12 protein-coding genes and 1 pseudogene are annotated in these 17,595 nt (G+C 52.8%); 12 read left to right on the forward strand and 1 reads right to left on the reverse strand.

Annotation, left to right across the window (positions count from 1 at the left end):
• The first annotated feature begins 1 nt into the window (after nt 1).
• The 9 genes from DXA87_RS12010 (at nt 2) to DXA87_RS12055 (ending at nt 9,591) form a co-directional block, all read left to right on the forward strand.
• Nucleotides 2–376: a DUF3851 family protein gene (locus DXA87_RS12010; protein ID WP_002569211.1), complete on the forward strand. Its 375-nt coding sequence runs from the start codon at nt 2–4 to the stop codon at nt 374–376.
• Nucleotides 369–2,078: a CHAP domain-containing protein gene (locus DXA87_RS12015; RefSeq protein ID WP_117504563.1), complete on the forward strand. Its 1,710-nt coding sequence runs from the start codon at nt 369–371 to the stop codon at nt 2,076–2,078. Before DXA87_RS12010 ends, DXA87_RS12015 begins: the two co-directional genes overlap by 8 nt.
• Nucleotides 2,079–2,107: 29 nt before the next feature.
• Nucleotides 2,108–2,359 (forward strand): DUF4315 family protein, encoded by a 252-nt coding sequence (locus DXA87_RS12020; protein WP_002589133.1) that lies wholly within the window; start codon nt 2,108–2,110, stop codon nt 2,357–2,359.
• Nucleotides 2,349–3,101 carry a DUF4366 domain-containing protein gene (locus tag DXA87_RS12025; protein WP_002589132.1) on the forward strand — a complete coding sequence of 251 codons (753 nt, stop codon included), beginning with the start codon at nt 2,349–2,351 and terminating at the stop codon, nt 3,099–3,101. The genes DXA87_RS12020 and DXA87_RS12025 overlap by 11 nt, the downstream gene beginning before the upstream one ends.
• Before the next feature lie 147 nt (nt 3,102–3,248).
• Nucleotides 3,249–3,947 (forward strand): hypothetical protein, encoded by a 699-nt coding sequence (locus DXA87_RS12035; RefSeq protein ID WP_008723343.1) that lies wholly within the window; start codon nt 3,249–3,251, stop codon nt 3,945–3,947.
• On the forward strand, nt 3,934–6,042 hold the full coding sequence (locus DXA87_RS12040; protein WP_117504567.1) for a type IA DNA topoisomerase: 2,109 nt from the start codon (nt 3,934–3,936) through the stop codon (nt 6,040–6,042). The genes DXA87_RS12035 and DXA87_RS12040 overlap by 14 nt, the downstream gene beginning before the upstream one ends.
• Complete coding sequence (locus DXA87_RS12045) at nt 6,039–6,317, forward strand: immunoglobulin (RefSeq protein ID WP_117500159.1); 279 nt, start codon at nt 6,039–6,041, stop codon at nt 6,315–6,317. Before DXA87_RS12040 ends, DXA87_RS12045 begins: the two co-directional genes overlap by 4 nt.
• 6 nt (nt 6,318–6,323) lie before the next feature.
• Nucleotides 6,324–9,374 (forward strand): LPD28 domain-containing protein, encoded by a 3,051-nt coding sequence (locus tag DXA87_RS12050; protein WP_117504569.1) that lies wholly within the window; start codon nt 6,324–6,326, stop codon nt 9,372–9,374.
• A gap of 1 nt (nt 9,375) precedes the next feature.
• Entirely contained in the window at nt 9,376–9,591 is a 216-nt protein-coding gene (locus DXA87_RS12055) for a transposon-transfer assisting family protein (protein WP_002588976.1), read from the forward strand.
• Nucleotides 9,592–9,687: 96 nt separating this feature from the next.
• Here DXA87_RS12055 and DXA87_RS12060 read toward each other — a convergent pair whose 3' ends face one another.
• On the reverse strand, nt 9,688–10,455 hold the full coding sequence (locus tag DXA87_RS12060) for a hypothetical protein (protein WP_117472344.1): 768 nt from the start codon (nt 10,453–10,455) through the stop codon (nt 9,688–9,690).
• Between DXA87_RS12060 and DXA87_RS12065 the strand changes: the two genes are divergently transcribed.
• The 3 genes and pseudogenes from DXA87_RS12065 to DXA87_RS18745 all read left to right on the forward strand — a co-directional run.
• Entirely contained in the window at nt 10,442–10,798 is a 357-nt protein-coding gene (locus DXA87_RS12065) for a TnpV protein (protein ID WP_117472346.1), read from the forward strand. The genes DXA87_RS12060 and DXA87_RS12065 overlap by 14 nt on opposite strands.
• A gap of 110 nt (nt 10,799–10,908) precedes the next feature.
• On the forward strand, nt 10,909–11,973 hold the full coding sequence (locus DXA87_RS18740; protein WP_348982224.1) for a hypothetical protein: 1,065 nt from the start codon (nt 10,909–10,911) through the stop codon (nt 11,971–11,973).
• Nucleotides 11,974–14,503: 2,530 nt separating this feature from the next.
• Nucleotides 14,504–17,595: pseudogene (locus DXA87_RS18745) on the forward strand (SNF2-related protein); the annotation flags it as partial.

Here is a 17,595-nt window from a genome sequence, read left to right on the forward strand (position 1 = left end):
TATGAAACAGAATATTTGCGAACTTGATACCATGATTTTTTTCCGTGAGGCATTGGAGGCTCACGAATTCATGTTGCTTCCGGTAATGGCCTCCGCTGTTGTTGAGTGTCGTACCGCTGACAAAGAACTCAAAACCTTGAATGAGGATGGCGAAATTGGTCTTGCCCGTCTCTTTTCGATTTGGGCGAATATGATGTGTGCCCCTGGTGCAGCAACCATTGTAGGGTGCAGACCTATCACAATGCTCTCTGAGATTCTGGCGCAAGTCCATGCGTATCTCACCGTGCATCCGCTATATGATCCGGAAGGTTTGGCCCTCTATGTGGAGCTGCACCACATGATGGATGCTATCCTAATGGGTGATTGGTTTGAATAAAGAGCCGCGCCTGCGCTTTACTGATGAGGAACGGGCTGACCCTGCACTGGAAAAGCCGATCCGCAAAACGGAGAAAGCTACGGCCAGAGCAGATAAGGCGCAGGCCAATATTCCAAAGAAAAAAGTCAGACAGACGGTCATTGACCCGGACACCGGGAAAAAGACCTCGAAGCTGACCTTTGAGGACAAGAAAAAACCACCTTCCAAACTTTCTCAAGGGGTTAAGGAAGCTCCCGTCCATCTGGTCGCGGGCAAGTTTCACAAAGAGATCCGGGAAACAGAACAGGACAATGTGGGCGTGGAAAGCGCCCACAAGTCCGAGGAGGCGGTGGAGACCAGCGCTTATCTGGTGCGGGAGGGCTATCGCAGCCACAAGCTGAAGCCGTACCGCAAAGCAGCCCAGGCCGAGCAGAAGCTGGAAAAGGCAAATGTAAATGCCCTGTACCAGAAGTCCCTACGGGAAAATCCTCAGTTTACCAGCAACCCTCTCTCCCGCTGGCAGCAAAAACAGAGTATCAAAAAGCAGTATGCCGTCGCCAAGCGCACCGGTCAGACTGCCGGAAATACCGCCCAGGCTGCGTCCAAAACCGGAAAAGCCGCAAGGACGGTAAAAGAAAAGGCACAGCAGGCAGGGGCATTCGTCATGCGCCACAAGAAGGGCTTCCTGATGGCAGGGTTTTTTTTCCTCATCGCCTGTATGCTGATGAATACCATGTCCTCCTGCTCTATGATGGCACAGAGTATTGGTTCTGTAATTTCCGGCACTACCTATCCATCGGATGACCCGGAAATGCTGGCGGTGGAGGCAGATTATGCAGACAGAGAAGCTCGGTTGCAGGAGAAAATCGACAACATCGAAAGCAGCCACCCAGGGTATGACGAGTATCGCTATAACCTGGATATGATTGGCCATGACCCCCATGAGCTGGCGGCAGTTCTCTCTGCTGTCTTGCAAGGCTATACACGCCACAGCGCACAGGCAGAGCTGGATCGTGTGTTTGATGCACAGTATCAGCTTACGCTGAGAGAAGAAATTCAGATTCGCACTTACACTGACGAAGATGGTGATGAGCATGAATATGAATATCGTATTCTCCATGTAACTTTAACAAGCCGTTCCATTGCCTCTCTTGCGCCAGAACTACTGACTCCGGAGCAGATGGAGATGTACCAGGTCTACCGACAGACTATGGGCAATAAGCCGCTGTTATTTGGTGGCGGTTCTCCCGATACAGGTGTTTCTGAAGATTTGACTGGTGTTGAATTTATCAATGGCACCCGCCCCGGCAATCCGCAGCTGGTGGAACTGGCGAAAAGTCAGGTGGGCAATGTGGGAGGACAACCTTATTGGAGCTGGTACGGCTTTGACTCCCGTGTGGAATGGTGTGCCTGCTTTGTATCATGGTGCTATGGTCAATCCGGTCGAACGGAACCACGCTTTGCTGGTTGTCAGTCTCAGGGTGTTCCGTGGTTCCAGTCTCATGGACAGTGGGGCGCACGAGGATATGAAAACATCGCCCCCGGTGATGCCATTTTCTTCGATTGGGATCTGGATGGTTCCGCAGACCATGTGGGAATTGTTGTCGGCACCGATGGCAGCCGTGTTTATACCGTGGAGGGAAATTCCGGCGATGCCTGCAAGATCAAAAGTTATGACCTGAATTATCAGAGTATCAAGGGCTACGGCCTGATGAACTGGTAACAGAGATTTTTTAGAAGGAGTGATAGACGATGGCAAAGAACAAAATTGAACGCATTGACCAGGAGATTGCTAAGGTCCGCGAGAAGATCGCAGAGTATCAGGAAAAGCTCAAGGCGCTGGAGGTACAGAAAACCGAGGCAGAAAATCTGGAGATCGTCCAGATGGTGCGCGCACTGCGTATGACCCCGGCTCAGCTGAGCGCCATGCTGTCCGGAGGCACAGTTCCCGGCAGTTTTGCTGATGACAACAACGAACAGGAGGAAAACAGCTATGAGGAATAAACGATTGCTCCGAACACTTTCCGCCCTTTGCCTGACGCTGGTGCTGGCATCGGGCTTTACCGTTCCCGCTTTTGCCCAGGGCGCAGCGCCGCCCCCGGCAGAGGATACCACCAATGACAGCAATGTGGTGGTGGAAGAAACGGAAAAAGCACCTCCGCTGACCCCGGAGGGCAACGCCGCTCTGGTGGATGATTTCGGGGGCAATAAACAGCTCATTACCGTTACCACCAAGGCGGGCAACTATTTTTATATCCTGATCGACAGGGCCAACGAGGATAAAAAGACTGCTGTTCACTTTCTGAACCAGGTGGATGAAGCGGACCTGATGGCGCTGATGGAAGATGGAAAACCCAAAGAGGAGCCGCCTGCTGTGTGCAGCTGCACGAAGAAATGTGAAGCAGGGGCAGTTAATACGGCCTGTCCGGTCTGTGTAACTGATAAGAGTAAATGTACGGGAAAAGCACCGGAACCTCCGGCAGAAACACCGGAGCCGGAAAAAGAGAAGCCTGCCGGACTGAACCCGGCTGCGCTGATCCTTCTGCTGGCTCTGCTGGGCGGCGGTGGCGTATTTGCCTACTTGAAGCTCGTTAAGAATAAGCCTAAGACCAAGGGCAATGACAGTCTGGACGATTATGATTATGGTGAGGAAGATTCCGAGGAATGGGAAACCGAAGATGAGGAAGTCCTTGAGGATGGTTTTGAGGGTTCTGACCCTAATGAGGAACGCGATAGAGCAGATTGAACCATTTGAGCGTAGCGTATTTCAAATCATTGCGGGATAAGGGACAGAGGACAGGGAGAAATTACTGTCCTCTGCTGCTCTACTCACTCTCTTACTGTAAATCCACACCCAAAATCAGCACATGGTCAAAGAAAGGAGGACCTCACAATGAACACATGGAACTGGTTATTACACTTTCTGATTATTTTTGATCTGGTCGCCTTCGGAATTTACTTTGGAGGAGACATTCTTTTCACTGCTATCAGCAAAGTTCAAAAAAAATCAAAGAAGGACGATGACTTGGATCTTTATGATTTTGAAATTGAGACCGCACCCCAAAAGCGCTCTTTATGTGTGGACTCAATCCGAATGCTTTATTCTGGTGAGATAGATGAATTTGTGGAAAAGGAACTGTTGCCTGATGCAGCGGAGACCATGAACGCTTTATCTGAAGCTGAAAAAACAGCAGTTAGCCTGTTACTAAAAGCTTATATCGGTTTTTTGAGCGAAGAAGCAACGGTAGATGAACAAAGTTTTCCCATGGTTAAGGAACTGTTGTCTTATACACAGGGCAGCAAAGAAGATGGTGAAAAAGATGCCATAGATTGTCTGATGGAAGATACGGTCAGCAGAACCCACAGACATCGAGAATATTACAACAATTATCAACGCTATCAACTGATGCAGGTGGATAAAGAGCGTGTGATTATGGCCTGCAATATCATAATCAATGATTTGATTGGCAGGTTGTACCGATATGATTATCGCTTTGGCTATGACATTACACTTGCCTCAGAACACAGCATTGCAAAAAAACTGTCTGATAATTGGCAGAATGAATGGGAGGCTGAAGATGATGAGATATAAACTGGTAATCGCTGAAAAACCATCGGTTGCACAAAGTCTGGCTGCGGTAATCGGTGCAACTGCTCGTAAGGATGGGTATCTGGAGGGTAACGGCTGGCGTGTCAGCTGGTGCGTGGGCCATCTGGCTGGTCTTGCGGATGCAGACAGTTATGATCCCAAGTATGCCAAGTGGCGATATGATGACCTGCCTATCCTGCCGGAGCATTGGCAGATGGTGGTGGGAAAGGATAAGAAAAAGCAGTTTGATATTCTCAAAAAGCTGATGAATGCCCCGGATGTGACGGAAGTGGTAAATGCCTGCGATGCCGGACGCGAGGGTGAGCTGATCTTCCGCAGCGTCTATGAGCTGGCAGACTGTCAAAAGCCTATGAAAAGGCTCTGGATTTCTTCGATGGAGGACTTTGCCATAAGGGAGGGCTTTGCAAACCTGCGCCCCGGTGCGGATTATGACGGACTTCGGGATGCTGCCCTCTGCCGTGCCAAGGCCGACTGGCTGGTGGGGATCAATGCCACAAGGCTTTTTTCCGTGCTGTATCACCGAACCCTCAACATCGGGCGCGTGATGTCCCCGACGCTGGCGCTTATTGTTCAGCGAGAAGCTGAGATCGACACCTTTAAGCCGATTCCCTTTTATACCGTGGCGCTGGAGCTGCCCGGTCTTACCGTATCCGGGGAGCGCATGGCGGATAAGGTTGCTGCTGAGCAGCTGAAAGAAGCCTGTCAGGGTGCAAATGTCACAATCAAAAAGGTGGAGTGCAAGGAAAAGTCCGAAAAGCCGCCTGCCCTCTATGATCTGACTACTCTGCAAAGAGATGCCAATCGCCTGCTTGGATTTACAGCCCAGCAGACCCTGGACTATCTGCAAAGCCTGTATGAAAAGAAGCTCTGCACCTATCCCCGTACTGACAGCCGCTATCTGACCAGTGATATGGCAGACAGCCTGCCGGTGCTGGTGAATCTGGTTGCCAATGCTATGCCGTTTCGCAAAGGGATCGCCATTACCTGTGATCCGCAGACGGTCATCAACGATAAGAAAGTAACCGACCACCACGCAGTAATCCCTACCAGAAATCTCAAGGATGCAGACCTTTCTGCCCTTCCTGCGGGAGAAAAAGCGGTGCTGGAGCTGGTGGCCCTGCGTCTGCTGTGTGCCGTGGCCCAGCCCCATATCTATTCGGAAACCGTTGTGATTGCAGCGTGTGCCGGTAGGGAGTTTACCGCCAAAGGAAAAACGGTGAAGCACCCCGGATGGAAAGCACTGGAGGACGCCTACCGTGCCAAAATGAAGGATGCAGAGCCGAAAAAAGAGGGCGCAGAGAAAGCCCTGCCGGAGCTGACCGAAGGACAGACCCTTTCGGTTGCTGCTGCAATCATCAAAGAAGGCAAAAGCAGTCCTCCTCAGCACTTTACGGAGGACACCCTATTGTCCGCGATGGAGACTGCCGGAAAAGAGGATATGCCGGAGGATGCCGAGCGAAAGGGCCTGGGGACACCGGCAACCCGTGCCGGTATTTTGGAAAAGCTGGTATCTGCCGGTTTTCTGGAACGAAAAAAGAGCAGGAAAACGGTGCAGCTTCTCCCTTCCCACGATGCAGTTTCCCTGATCACCGTTCTGCCGGAACAACTGCAATCGCCGCTTCTGACTGCCGAGTGGGAGTACCGACTGGGCGAGATCGAGCGCGGGCAGCTTGTCCCGGAGGAGTTTTTGGACGGGATCAGCACCATGCTGAAAGATCTGGTGGGAACTTATCAGGTCATCAAAGGAACTGAGTACCTGTTCACTCCGCCCCGTGAGGTGGTGGGCAAATGCCCTCGCTGCGGCGGTGAAGTTGCAGAACTGCAAAAAGGCTTCTTCTGTCAGAATGATTCTTGCAAATTTGCAATCTGGAAAAATAACAAATGGTGGGCTGCCAAGAAAAAACAGCCGACCAAGGCTGTGGTGTCTGCACTGCTTAACGATGGCCGTGTCCGTGTGACGGGGCTATATTCGGAGAAAACCGGCAAGACCTACGATGCCACTGTGGTTTTGGAGGACGATGGACAGTACGCCAACTTCAAGCTGGAATTTGATCAGCGGAAAGGAGGCAGCCGATGAAGCTCTCTTTAGTGGAACGGGAAACCATTCTCCTTTATAACCAGGCAGAACCAATGGCTGAGGTCTACACCCACGATCCTCGTCTGATGGAGAAGCTGGAACTGCTGGCAAAAAAGCACCCCGACCAGATCACCCGAAAGGACGCCCATAACTTTACCGTCCCAAAGCGGTGTGTATCAGTCCGGGAGCCATATAGCGTAGAACGCCGCAAAGCCGCCAGTGAGCGTGCGAAAGCTGCCGGATACCAGCCCCCTGTGAGAAAGTCCAGCAGTTAAAGGCACATGACAGAGAATGTATTTGAAGCAGTCAAGCAGTCGGTCAGCACCAGAGATGCGGCAGCGTTTTATGGGATCGAGGTCAAACGAAATGGCATGGCCTGCTGTCCCTTTCACGATGATAAGAACCCCAGCATGAAGGTAGACCAGCGGTTCCACTGCTTTGGCTGCGGTGAAGATGGGGATGTGATCGACTTTACCGCAAAGCTCTTTGACCTCTCCCCAAAAGAAGCGGCGGAGAAACTGGCACAGGACTTTGGCCTGATCTATGACAGTCAGGCCCCTCCCCGTAGGAGATATGTCCGGCAGAAAACAGAGGCACAAAAGTTTCGGGAGGACCGGCAGCGGTGTTATCGCGTACTGTCCGATTACTACTATCTGCTGAAAAAATGGGAGGCCGACAATTCTCCCCGGACACCGGAGGAAGAACCGCACCCCCGTTTTGTGGAAGCAATCCAGAAGAAAACCTATGTAGAGTACCTGTTGGACCTTTTTCTTTATGAAAGTGAAGAAGAACAAAAGGCATGGATTGCAGAACACACAGCAGAAATCACACATTTGGAAAGGAGATTGAAAATCATGGCTGAGAACAAACCCACCAACCGAGAGCGGCTAAGGGAAATCACAGACGGCATCGAGCAGGGCATCAAGGAACTGTTTGAGAGTGAAAAGTATATGCGCTATCTGTCCGTTATGTCCCGCTTCCACCGCTATTCGGTAAACAACACCATGCTCATCTATATGCAGAAGCCGGACGCCACTTTGGTAGCCGGATACAATAAGTGGAAAGACCAGTTTGAGCGTCATGTTAAAAAGGGAGAGCATGGCATTACCATCATCGCCCCCACACCGTACAAGAAGAAAATTGAGGAGCAGAAACTGGACCCGGATACCAAGGCTCCGATTCTGGATAAAGACGGAAAGATCGTTACAGAGGAAAAAGAAATCGAGATCCCCATGTTTCGCCCGGTCAAGGTCTTTGATGTGAGCCAGACTGACGGGAAACCTTTGCCGGAGCTTGCTTCCTCCCTTTCCGGCAATGTGCCAAATTATGAGGCATTCATGGAGGCCCTGCGCCGCAGCGCGCCGGTGCCGATCACTTTTGAAGCAATGGCCGCCGATACGGACGGCTATTTTTCTGCCGATCATCAGAAAATTGCCATTCGTCAGGGCATGAGTGAGGTGCAGACGGTTTCGGCCACAGTACACGAGATTGCCCACAGCAAGCTCCACAATCAGAAAAAGATTCAGATTGCCAATGACGAGAAGTATCAGGAAATCGAGCTGTTTGATAAATCCGGTCTGTTCTCCAATGGGCGGATTGTCCGTGATAATCTGCCGGAGGGCGTTTATTGCTATGACCTGCGCGGTTCTGACTACGACCCCGGAGAGCCGGTCTGTGTAGAAGAACAAGTGGTTGTAAACCATGCAGGTTCCGTTCTGCTGACAGAGCCGCTGGAGCTGGCGGAAGATGGACGCCTGATCCTGACCGAGGAAGAAGGGCTGAATTTTGTTGGCGGCTTTTCTACCCTCGCCCAGTTTTTGCAAGAACAGAGGAAAGACCGCCACACGGAGGAAGTGGAGGCTGAAAGCATCTCCTATGCGGTCTGCAAATATTTTGGCATTGAGACCGGAGAAAACAGCTTCGGCTATATTGCAAGCTGGAGTCAGGGCAAGGAACTGAAAGAGCTGAGAGCCAGTTTGGAGACCATCAATAAGACCTCCGGCACTTTGATCTCTGACATTGAGCGCCACTATAAGGAAATCTGCAAAGAGCGTGGAATTGACCCCAATGCAAAAAAAGAGCCGGAAATGGCGGTTCTTGATGCGGAGGCAAACCAGCAGGAGGCTTTGTTTCTAATTGACGATGCCACCTATCTTCATATTCAGCCCTGTGACAGCGGATGGGACTATACCCTTTACGATGCCGCATCCATGAAAGAGCTGGATGGTGGTCAGCTGGATATGCCGGAGCTTTCCCGCAAAAATGCAGTTCTCCAGATTTGTGATGACAACAATCTGGACAGCACTTCGCTCAGACACGCTCCTATGTCCATGATTGAGACCTTGCAGGAAGCGGCCTATCAGCAAATGCAGGCAGAGACCAGTCAGATGATTGCTTCTTCCCAGTTGCCGGAGGCACAGGAGCAGGCACTGGATGAATACCCCATGCCGGATGAGCAGGTCTCCACACCGGATATGCAGGAATACGGCTACTCCTATGATGGGATGCTCCCTGTTACCAGAGAACGGGCGCTGGAACTGGATGCCGCCGGTTTGACTGTCTATGTGCTGCATGAGGACAATACGGAGAGCATGGTGTTTGACCCGCAGGAAATCATGGATCATGGCGGTCTTTTCGGCGTAGGCCGTGATGAATGGGAGAAAAGCCCTCAGTTCCACGAAAAGGTCATGGAGCGTCAGGAACATCAGCAGGAACGCGAACAGGCATTTCTCTCTCAGAACAGAGATTGCTTTGCCATCTATCAGGTAAGTAGTGACGATCCGCAGAATGTGCGCTTTATGAATCTGGATTGGTTAAAGTCCCACGACATTTCCATAGACCGCAGCAATTATGACCTCATTTACACAGCTCCTCTGAGGGAGTCTGGCACTGTGCCGGAGCAGCTGGAAAAACTCTATCAGCAATTCAATCTGGAAAAGCCCGTGGACTTTCACAGTCCCTCCATGAGCGTCAGCGACATCGTTGCGATCAGACAGGACGGTAAGGTATCCTGTCATTACTGTGACAGTGTTGGTTTTACCCAGATCCCCGGATTCCTGCCAGAAAACCCGCTGAAAAATGCGGAAATGATGCTGGAGGACGATTACGGCATGATCGACGGTATCATCAACAATGGCGCAAAAGAACCTACGGTGGCAGAGCTGGAACAGCAGGCCCGAAGCGGTCAGCCCATTTCCCTGATGGATCTGGCTGCCGCTGCCCATCGGGAGGAACGGGAAAAGAAAAAGTCCGTCATGGAGCAGCTGAAAAGCCAGCCCAAGGCAGAACACAAAAAGACAGCACCCAAAAAGAGTGCGGAAAGGGAGATTTGATATGGGAAACTTTACTTTTGAGGAAATGAACCTGATGTGCATTTACAATACCGGCAGCCGCACCGGGCTGATTGACAGTTTGCGTGAGATGCGCGGCGAGCTTTCGCCGGAGGAAACCGAGCTGCGGGAGTTGACAGACAGCGCACTGGGCAAGCTCCAGGCCATGAGTGATGCCGAGTTTGCCGAACTGGAGCTGTACCCGGATTTTGACCAGTAAACAACATAACCGCAGGGATGGGGTGGCGATCTGCCACCCCGCCTTTTTACCCCAAAACTGAAAGGAGGACAGAACACTATGCCAACCAAAGCTGAACTATATGCACAGATGGCGGACAAGGTGGCAACACAGCTCACGGGGAGCTGGCAGGAATGGGCAGGGTTTCTCACCACTGCTTCCCGCCTTTACAAGTACCCATTCCATGAGCAGCTGATGATCTATGCCCAGCGACCGGACGCCACCGCCTGTGCGGAGTACGATTTGTGGAATGAAAAGATGGGCCGTTATGTAAGGCGCGGTTCCAAGGGAATCGCTCTGGTGGATGATTCCGGGGACAGACCTCGCCTGCGTTATGTCTTTGACATTTCCGACACCGGAACCCGTGAACATTCCCGCACTCCCTGGCTGTGGCAGTTGGAGGAGCGCCATCTGGATTCCGTGCAGGCCATGCTGGAGCGCACCTATGATGTTTCCGGTGATGATCTTGCCGGACAGCTCACGGAGGTAGCTGGAAAACTGGCCGAGGAATATTGGACGGAGCATCAGCAGGACTTCTTCTATATCGTTGACGGCTCCTTTTTGGAGGAATATGATGAGTATAACATCGGAGTGCAGTTCAAGGCAGCCGCCACCGTCAGCATCACTTACGCTTTGATGTCCCGCTGTGGACTGGAGCCGGAACGCTACTTCGACCACGAAGATTTCATGGCGATCTTTGATTTCAACACCCCGTCCACCATCGGGGCGCTGGGAACAGCGGTCAGCCAGATCAACCAGCAGGTGCTGCGGCAGATCGGCGTTACCGTCCGAAATGCAGAGCGCGAAGCCAACCAAGAAAGGAGCAAGCAAGATGAACAATCCCATGACCTACATCCAGAACGGAGACTATCAGATTCCCGACCTGAAGCTGAGCCAGCAGCCGGAGAAACCCCTGGGCAAGTACGGCAGGATGAGGAAAACCTACCTGAAAGAACACCGTCCCATCCTCTACAACCAGATGTTGCTGAGCGAGAAGCTATACCCGCACCTCATCGAGATCGACGAGACCGCCCAGAGCAGACTGGAACAGATGATGCCCCAGCTGGCGAAGGAAGCGGGAGCCACCGAGGAACTGAAAGCCAGCGATCCCATGAAGTGGGTGGGCCTGATGAACACCTGCAAAGCCCAGGCAGAGGAGATCCTGATGGCGGAGCTTATCAACAGCTGACCCTAAACCTGTTCCTCTCCGAAGCGGAGCAGATCCAATCCATAGATGAAGCAGAGAATGTAGCGCATACATCCTCTGCTTTTTCTTTTGCCCAAAATGATATTGACCATGTGCTGCGTTTGGGCGGCAATACAGACCGCCAGAGAGAGCGTGTGGTTGCAGCATTTGAAAAGCTGAAAACCACCGCTGAGATTGCCGAGATACTGAAAACGCTGTACCACGGCGGCAATGGCCTTGGCAGCGTGAGCGCATGGTATGCCGAGGATGGTATCCATCTTTCCCACGGGAAGTCTGTCCGTTATGACAGGTCTGCCCAGGTCATTTCCTGGGAGAGTGCCGCAGAGCGCATCGGGGAACTTTTGGAAAGTGGCCAGTTTGCCTCCAATGTGGAGCTTGCAGAAGCGGCAGGCTATGAACGCTCCCTCCTTGCAGAAAAACTTTGGCATCTGTACCACGATTTCAGCGATAAAGCCAGAGATTCCGGGTATCTGTCCTGTCTGTCCGGTATTCAGAGAACCGGGTTCCCGGAAGAAACTGCATGGCTTGCCGAGCAGCTGAGTGACCCGGCTTTCCGCCAAACCCTAAAGGAAGAATACGCTGCCTTCTGGACTGACTATCAGCAGGACCGTGACCTGTTGCGCTTTCATTACCATAGGCCAAGGGAAATCTGGGAGAACCTGAAGGACCTTGACCTGCCCCGCAGGACCTTTTCTTCGGACCTTTCCCAAGTGCCAACCGTCCAGCATTTCATTACCGAGGATGAGATCGACGCCGCCATGACCGGCGGCAGCAGTTTTGCCGGAGGAAAAGGCCGTATCTATGCGTTCTTCATGGAAAACCATACGGATAAGGAAAAAGTGAGATTCCTTAAAGACGAGTATGGCATTGGCGGACGCTCTCATGCCCTGTCCGGCGCAACACACAGCGGCGAAGATCACGATGGGAAAGGACTGCACTATAAAAAGCAGGACTGCCCGGATGTTCACTTGAACTGGGAAAAGGTTGCCAAGCGCATTACCTCACTTGTCCAGAAAGGCCGCTATCTTACCGAACAGGAACAAGCGCAGTATGACAAGATCCAGGCTGAAAAGGATCTGGCAGAAGAAGATGCCATTCAAGCCCAGCAGCCGGAGATAGAGGAAGAAACGCCAAAGCCTACCCTTCGAGCAGTATAAGCCTGTGGTGACTGCCGCCATATCTGAGGATGTGGCATATCGAAATGCCTGCGGTCATTCCGACCGTGAAAATGCTGTCATCGAGGGCAATGCCGCTGTGCGCCGTGCGGTTCTTGGTTCTAAGGATATGGAGCTGATCCGCCTTTATTCGGATGTGCCGGAGTTCCGCCAGCGCCTGCACCGGGAAGTGATCGACGAGACCTATCCAAAGCTCCATGAACTTCTGCGCCCTCTGTCTCAGGAAGATATTGATACTGCCCTTTGTGCATGGAACGGCAATATTGAGAGTAAACACGCTGTCGTCCGCTATATGAAAGACCATGCAAGGGAGAAAGATACCGCTGCATGGCTGGCTCAGGAATACGGTGACAGCAACAGACTGTTCGTTGTCCGTGCCGGAAGTCCAGAGGAAACGCAGCTGCCCTGGCCGAAGGTACAGCGCCGGATTGCCCAGCTCATTCAGGAGGACCGGTTCTATACCGAAGAAGAACAGGACCGTTTTGACAACATCGACCCTATCGCCATCCGGGAAGCCCTGGAGGAAAGAGGGATTGTCAACGGTCAGGTGGCAGACCCGGAAAAACTGGACAATGACCCGTTTATCCAGCAGGTGATGTCGGATGCAGAGCAGATCGCAGCTGCCGAGACAGAGCAGACTTCCGAAGTTTCCATTTCCGATGAGGAATATGATGCAGTTCGCCGCCCAACTCCGCAAAGAACCTCCTATGACCCTGCCGCCCCGGTTTATGCCGTGGGCGATACCGTGTATATCGAGGATGACGCCTATCAGATCACCGAGCTGCGGGATGACACCGTACAGCTTCTGCCCACCGGTATGGTATATCCCATCTACCGGGCAGAGCGTAAAGAACAGTTCGAGCAGCTGCTTCGGGCAGATCGCCGTAATGCTTACTATACCGAGTCTCTTCCCATTGACCCGGACAAGGCAGATCAGGACTTGCGGGATGTATTGTCCCATGGACTGATGGATGAAGCAGATAAACAGCAGCTTTCCACGCTACTGCAATCTGGCAGGAGCAACAGTGAGATCGCCTACTGGCTGAGCAGAGCCTACCCTCATGAGATTGAGACCCTGAATCTGGAGACCGGCGATATTGCCGATTACCGTACCACGGCACAGGGCATAGAACTGGAAGTCATGGATGCAGAGGAAAAGCGTCTGGCTATGCTATATTTCCGCTGGGATGAGGTTGTGCCTTTGTTGCGCGGGATGTATGCCCGTCAGCTGGATGGCTTTGGACAAGAACAGCCCCAACCGTCTGCCGAATCCCCAGCCTTTCATTCCGAGACCGTGGCCGTCTATCCGGGCGATAAGAACCATCTGCCTTATGATGTGGTGGTGGAACGGCTGCATATCGAGGAGCCAGAGCCGCCAGCCCCTGCAACAGAGCCGGAGAAAACCTTTGAGGAAGTGCTGGATGAACACCCGGTTTCCATTCAGGTCAACGGCCAGTGGCAGACCTTCCCCAATGCCAAAGCTGCCGAGGAAGCCTCCTATGAGGAATACAAGGCTAACCTGCGCCGCAATGCACAGAACTTCCGCATTACCGATGAGCATTTGGGCGAAGGCGGTCCAAAAACCAAGTTCCAGGCAAATGTTAATGCCATTCGTTTGCTGAAAGAGCTGGAAGCTGCCGGACAGCAGGCAAGCCCCGAACAACAGGAGATTCTTTCCCGTTATGTGGGCTGGGGTGGCCTTGCCGATGCCTTTGACCCGGAAAAACCGGCATGGGCTTCCGAGTATGCCCAGCTGAAAGAGCTGCTGACCCCGGAGGAATATGCCGCCGCCAGAAGCTCCACCCTCAACGCCCACTACACCAGCCCTACGGTCATTCAGGCAATCTATGAAGCGGTGAGCCGTATGGGATTTGAGACCGGAAATATTCTGGAGCCGTCTATGGGTGTGGGCAATTTCTTCGGTATGCTGCCGGAGGAAATGCGAAACAGTCGTCTGTATGGCGTGGAGCTGGACCCTGTTTCCGGGCGCATCGCAAAGCAGCTCTATCCCAAGGCGGACATCACAGTAGGCGGCTTTGAGACCACCGACAGGCGTGACTTCTTTGACCTTGCCATCGGCAATGTGCCTTTCGGTCAGTATCAGGTCAATGACAAAGCCTACAACAAGCTGAATTTTAGTATTCACAACTACTTTTTCGCCAAATCACTGGACCAGGTGCGTCCCGGTGGTGTGGTGGCTTTTGTAACCTCCCGCTATACCATGGACGCCAAGGATTCCACCGTGCGCCGCTATCTTGCCCAGCGTGCCGAGCTGCTGGGAGCGATCCGTCTGCCCAATGACGCGTTCAAAAAGAATGCCGGTGCCGAGGTGGTATCGGACATCATTTTCCTGCAAAAGCGTGACCGTCCGCTGGACATTGCACCAGAGTGGACCCAGACCGGCATTATCAGGGTTCCCGCAAAGTCGCAAGACTTTGTGGGAGAAGGAGGAGCGACGGAGCAAGCGAGCTTTTCGCCGCAAGGCGGAAACGAGCAGGCGCAGTCCGCGACGACGCAGGACGGCTTTTCCATCAACCGCTATTTCTTGGACCACCCGGAAATGGTGCTGGGCAGACAGGAGCCGGTAAGCACTGCTCATGGTATGGACTACACCGTGAACCCTATCGAGGGACTGGAGCTTTCCGACCAACTGCATGATGCGGTGAAGTATATTCATGGCACTTATCAGGAGGCAGAGCTGCCGGAGCTGGGCGAATGCGAAGCCATTGACACCTCCATTCCTGCCGACCCCAATGTGAAGAACTATTCCTATGCCATTGTAGACGGGCAGGTGTACTACCGGGAAAACAGTCGTATGGTGCGCCCTGACCTCAACGCCACCGCCGAAGCCCGCGTGAAAGGTCTTGTGGGACTGCGGGATTGTGTGCAGGAACTGATCGACCTTCAGATGGACGCAGCGGTTCCGGACAGCACCATTACCCAAAAGCAGGCGGAACTGAACAGCCTCTATGACAGCTTTTCTGCAAAATATGGCCTTATCAATGACCGTGCAAATCGGCTGGCCTATGCAGATGATTCTTCCTATTACCTGCTCTGTGCGCTGGAAGTCATCGACGAGGACGGGAAACTGGAACGTAAGGCGGATATGTTCACCAAACGAACCATCAAGCCCCATCAGGCAGTGGCTACTGTGGATACGGCAAGCGAAGCACTGGCGGTGTCCATCTCGGAAAAAGCCTGCGTAGATATGGGCTATATGAGCCAGCTTAGCGGAAAAACAAAAGAAGAACTGGAGGGAGAACTGCAAGGTGTGATCTTCCGTGTACCGGGACAGCTGGAACAGGACGGATCGCCCCATTATGTGACTGCTGATGAATACCTTTCCGGCAATGTACGCCGCAAACTGCGTCAGGCACAGAGGGCGGCACAGCAGGACCCTTCTTTTGCAGTCAATGTGGAAGCTCTTACCGCCGCCCAGCCCAAAGACCTGGATGCGTCGGAAATTGAGGTGCGTCTGGGCGCTACATGGATTGACAAGGAGTACATCCAGCAGTTTATGTACGAGACCTTCAACACCCCGGTTTATCTCCAGCGCAGCATTGAGGTCAACTATTCCTCCTTTACTGCTGAATGGCAGATCAAGGGGAAATCTTCTGTATCCTACAACGATGTGGCAGCTTACACTACCTATGGAACCAGCCGTGCCAATGCTTATAAGATTTTGGAGGACAGCCTGAACCTGCGGGATGTCCGTATCTATGACACCATAGAGGACGCAGACGGAAAAGAGCGCCGCGTACTAAACGCCAAGGAGACCACTCTGGCTGCCCAAAAACAGCAGGCTATCCGGGAAGCCTTCAGGGACTGGATCTGGAGAGACCCGGAGCGCCGCCAGACTTTGGTACGCCAGTATAACGAAGAAATGAACTCTACCCGTCCCCGCGAGTATGATGGCAGCCATATCACTTTTGGCGGCATGAACCCGGCCATTACCCTGCGGGAACACCAGAAAAGCGCTATCGCTCATGTGCTGTATGGCGGAAATACCCTGCTGGCACACGAAGTAGGCGCGGGCAAAACCTTTGAGATGGTGGCCGCTGCGATGGAAGCCAAACGCCTGGGCTTGTGCCAGAAATCTCTCTTTGTGGTTCCCAACCACCTGACTGAGCAGTGGGCATCGGAGTTTCTGCGCCTCTATCCTTCTGCCAACATCTTAGTCACAACCAAAAAGGACTTTGAGACCCATAACCGCAAGAAGTTCTGCGCCCGTATTGCGACCGGTGACTACGACGCCATCATCATGGGACACAGCCAGTTTGAGCGTATCCCCATCAGCCGGGAGCGCCAGGAAAGGCTTCTCTATGAGCAGATCGACGAGATCACCGAGGGCATCGCAGAGGTGCAGGCCAGCGGCGGCGAGCGTTTTACCGTCAAGCAGCTGGAGCGTACCAGAAAGTCTCTGGAAGCCAGACTGGAAAAGCTGCAAGCCGAGGGGCGAAAAGACGATGTGGTAACCTTCGAGCAGCTGGGTGTGGACCGTTTGTTTGTGGACGAGGCCCACAACTATAAAAACCTGTTTCTATACACAAAAATGCGGAATGTGGCGGGTCTTTCCACATCGGACGCGCAGAAATCCTCCGATATGTTTGCCAAGTGCCGCTATATGGATGAGATCACTGGAAACCGTGGCGTGATCTTTGCCACCGGCACACCGGTCAGCAACTCCATGACCGAGCTTTACACCATGCAGCGTTATCTTCAATATGAACGCCTGCAAGAGCTGAACATGACCCACTTCGACTGCTGGGCTTCCCGATTTGGGGAGACCGTCACAGCATTGGAGCTGGCACCGGAGGGAACCGGCTACCGGGCAAGAACAAGATTCAGCAAGTTCTTTAACTTGCCTGAGCTGATGAACCTGTTCAAAGAAGTGGCGGACATCAAGACCGCCGACCAACTGAATCTGCCTACCCCGGAGGTGGAATACCACAATGTTGTGGCGCAGCCCACCGAACATCAGCAGGAAATGGTCAAGGCCCTTTCGGAGCGCGCATCGCTGGTACACAGCGGAACCGTTGATCCGTCCCAGGACAATATGCTCAAAATTACCTCGGATGGCCGCAAGCTGGGGCTGGACCAGAGGATCGTCAACCAGATGCTGCCGGATGAACCTGGCACAAAGGTCAATCAGTGTGTGGAGAACATCATGCAGATCTGGCGGGATGGCGAAGCTGACAAGCTGACCCAGCTGGTGTTCTGTGATATTTCTACCCCGCAGGCAAAAGCTCCTGCAAGCAAGGCGGCGAAAACGCTGGATAATCCACTGCTTCACGCACTGGAAGGCGCTGTACCTCTGCCGGAGCAGGAACCGGCCTTTACGGTGTATGACGATATTCGTCAGAAGCTCATTGCCCAGGGGATGCCTGCCGACCAGATCGCTTTTATCCATGAAGCTAACACCGAAGTGCGGAAAAAGGAGCTGTTCTCTAAAGTCCGTACCGGTCAGGTGCGTGTGCTTATGGGCAGCACCGCCAAGATGGGCGCAGGCACCAATGTGCAGGACCGTCTGGTGGCACTTCATGATCTGGACTGTCCGTGGAGGCCGGGAGATGTAGGACGGATTTTGCGGACATTCAAAATAAA

The sequence above is a fragment of the Desulfotomaculum sp. OF05-3 genome (assembly GCF_003435535.1).
Lineage (GTDB): Bacteria > Bacillota > Clostridia > Lachnospirales > Lachnospiraceae > Pilosibacter > Pilosibacter fragilis.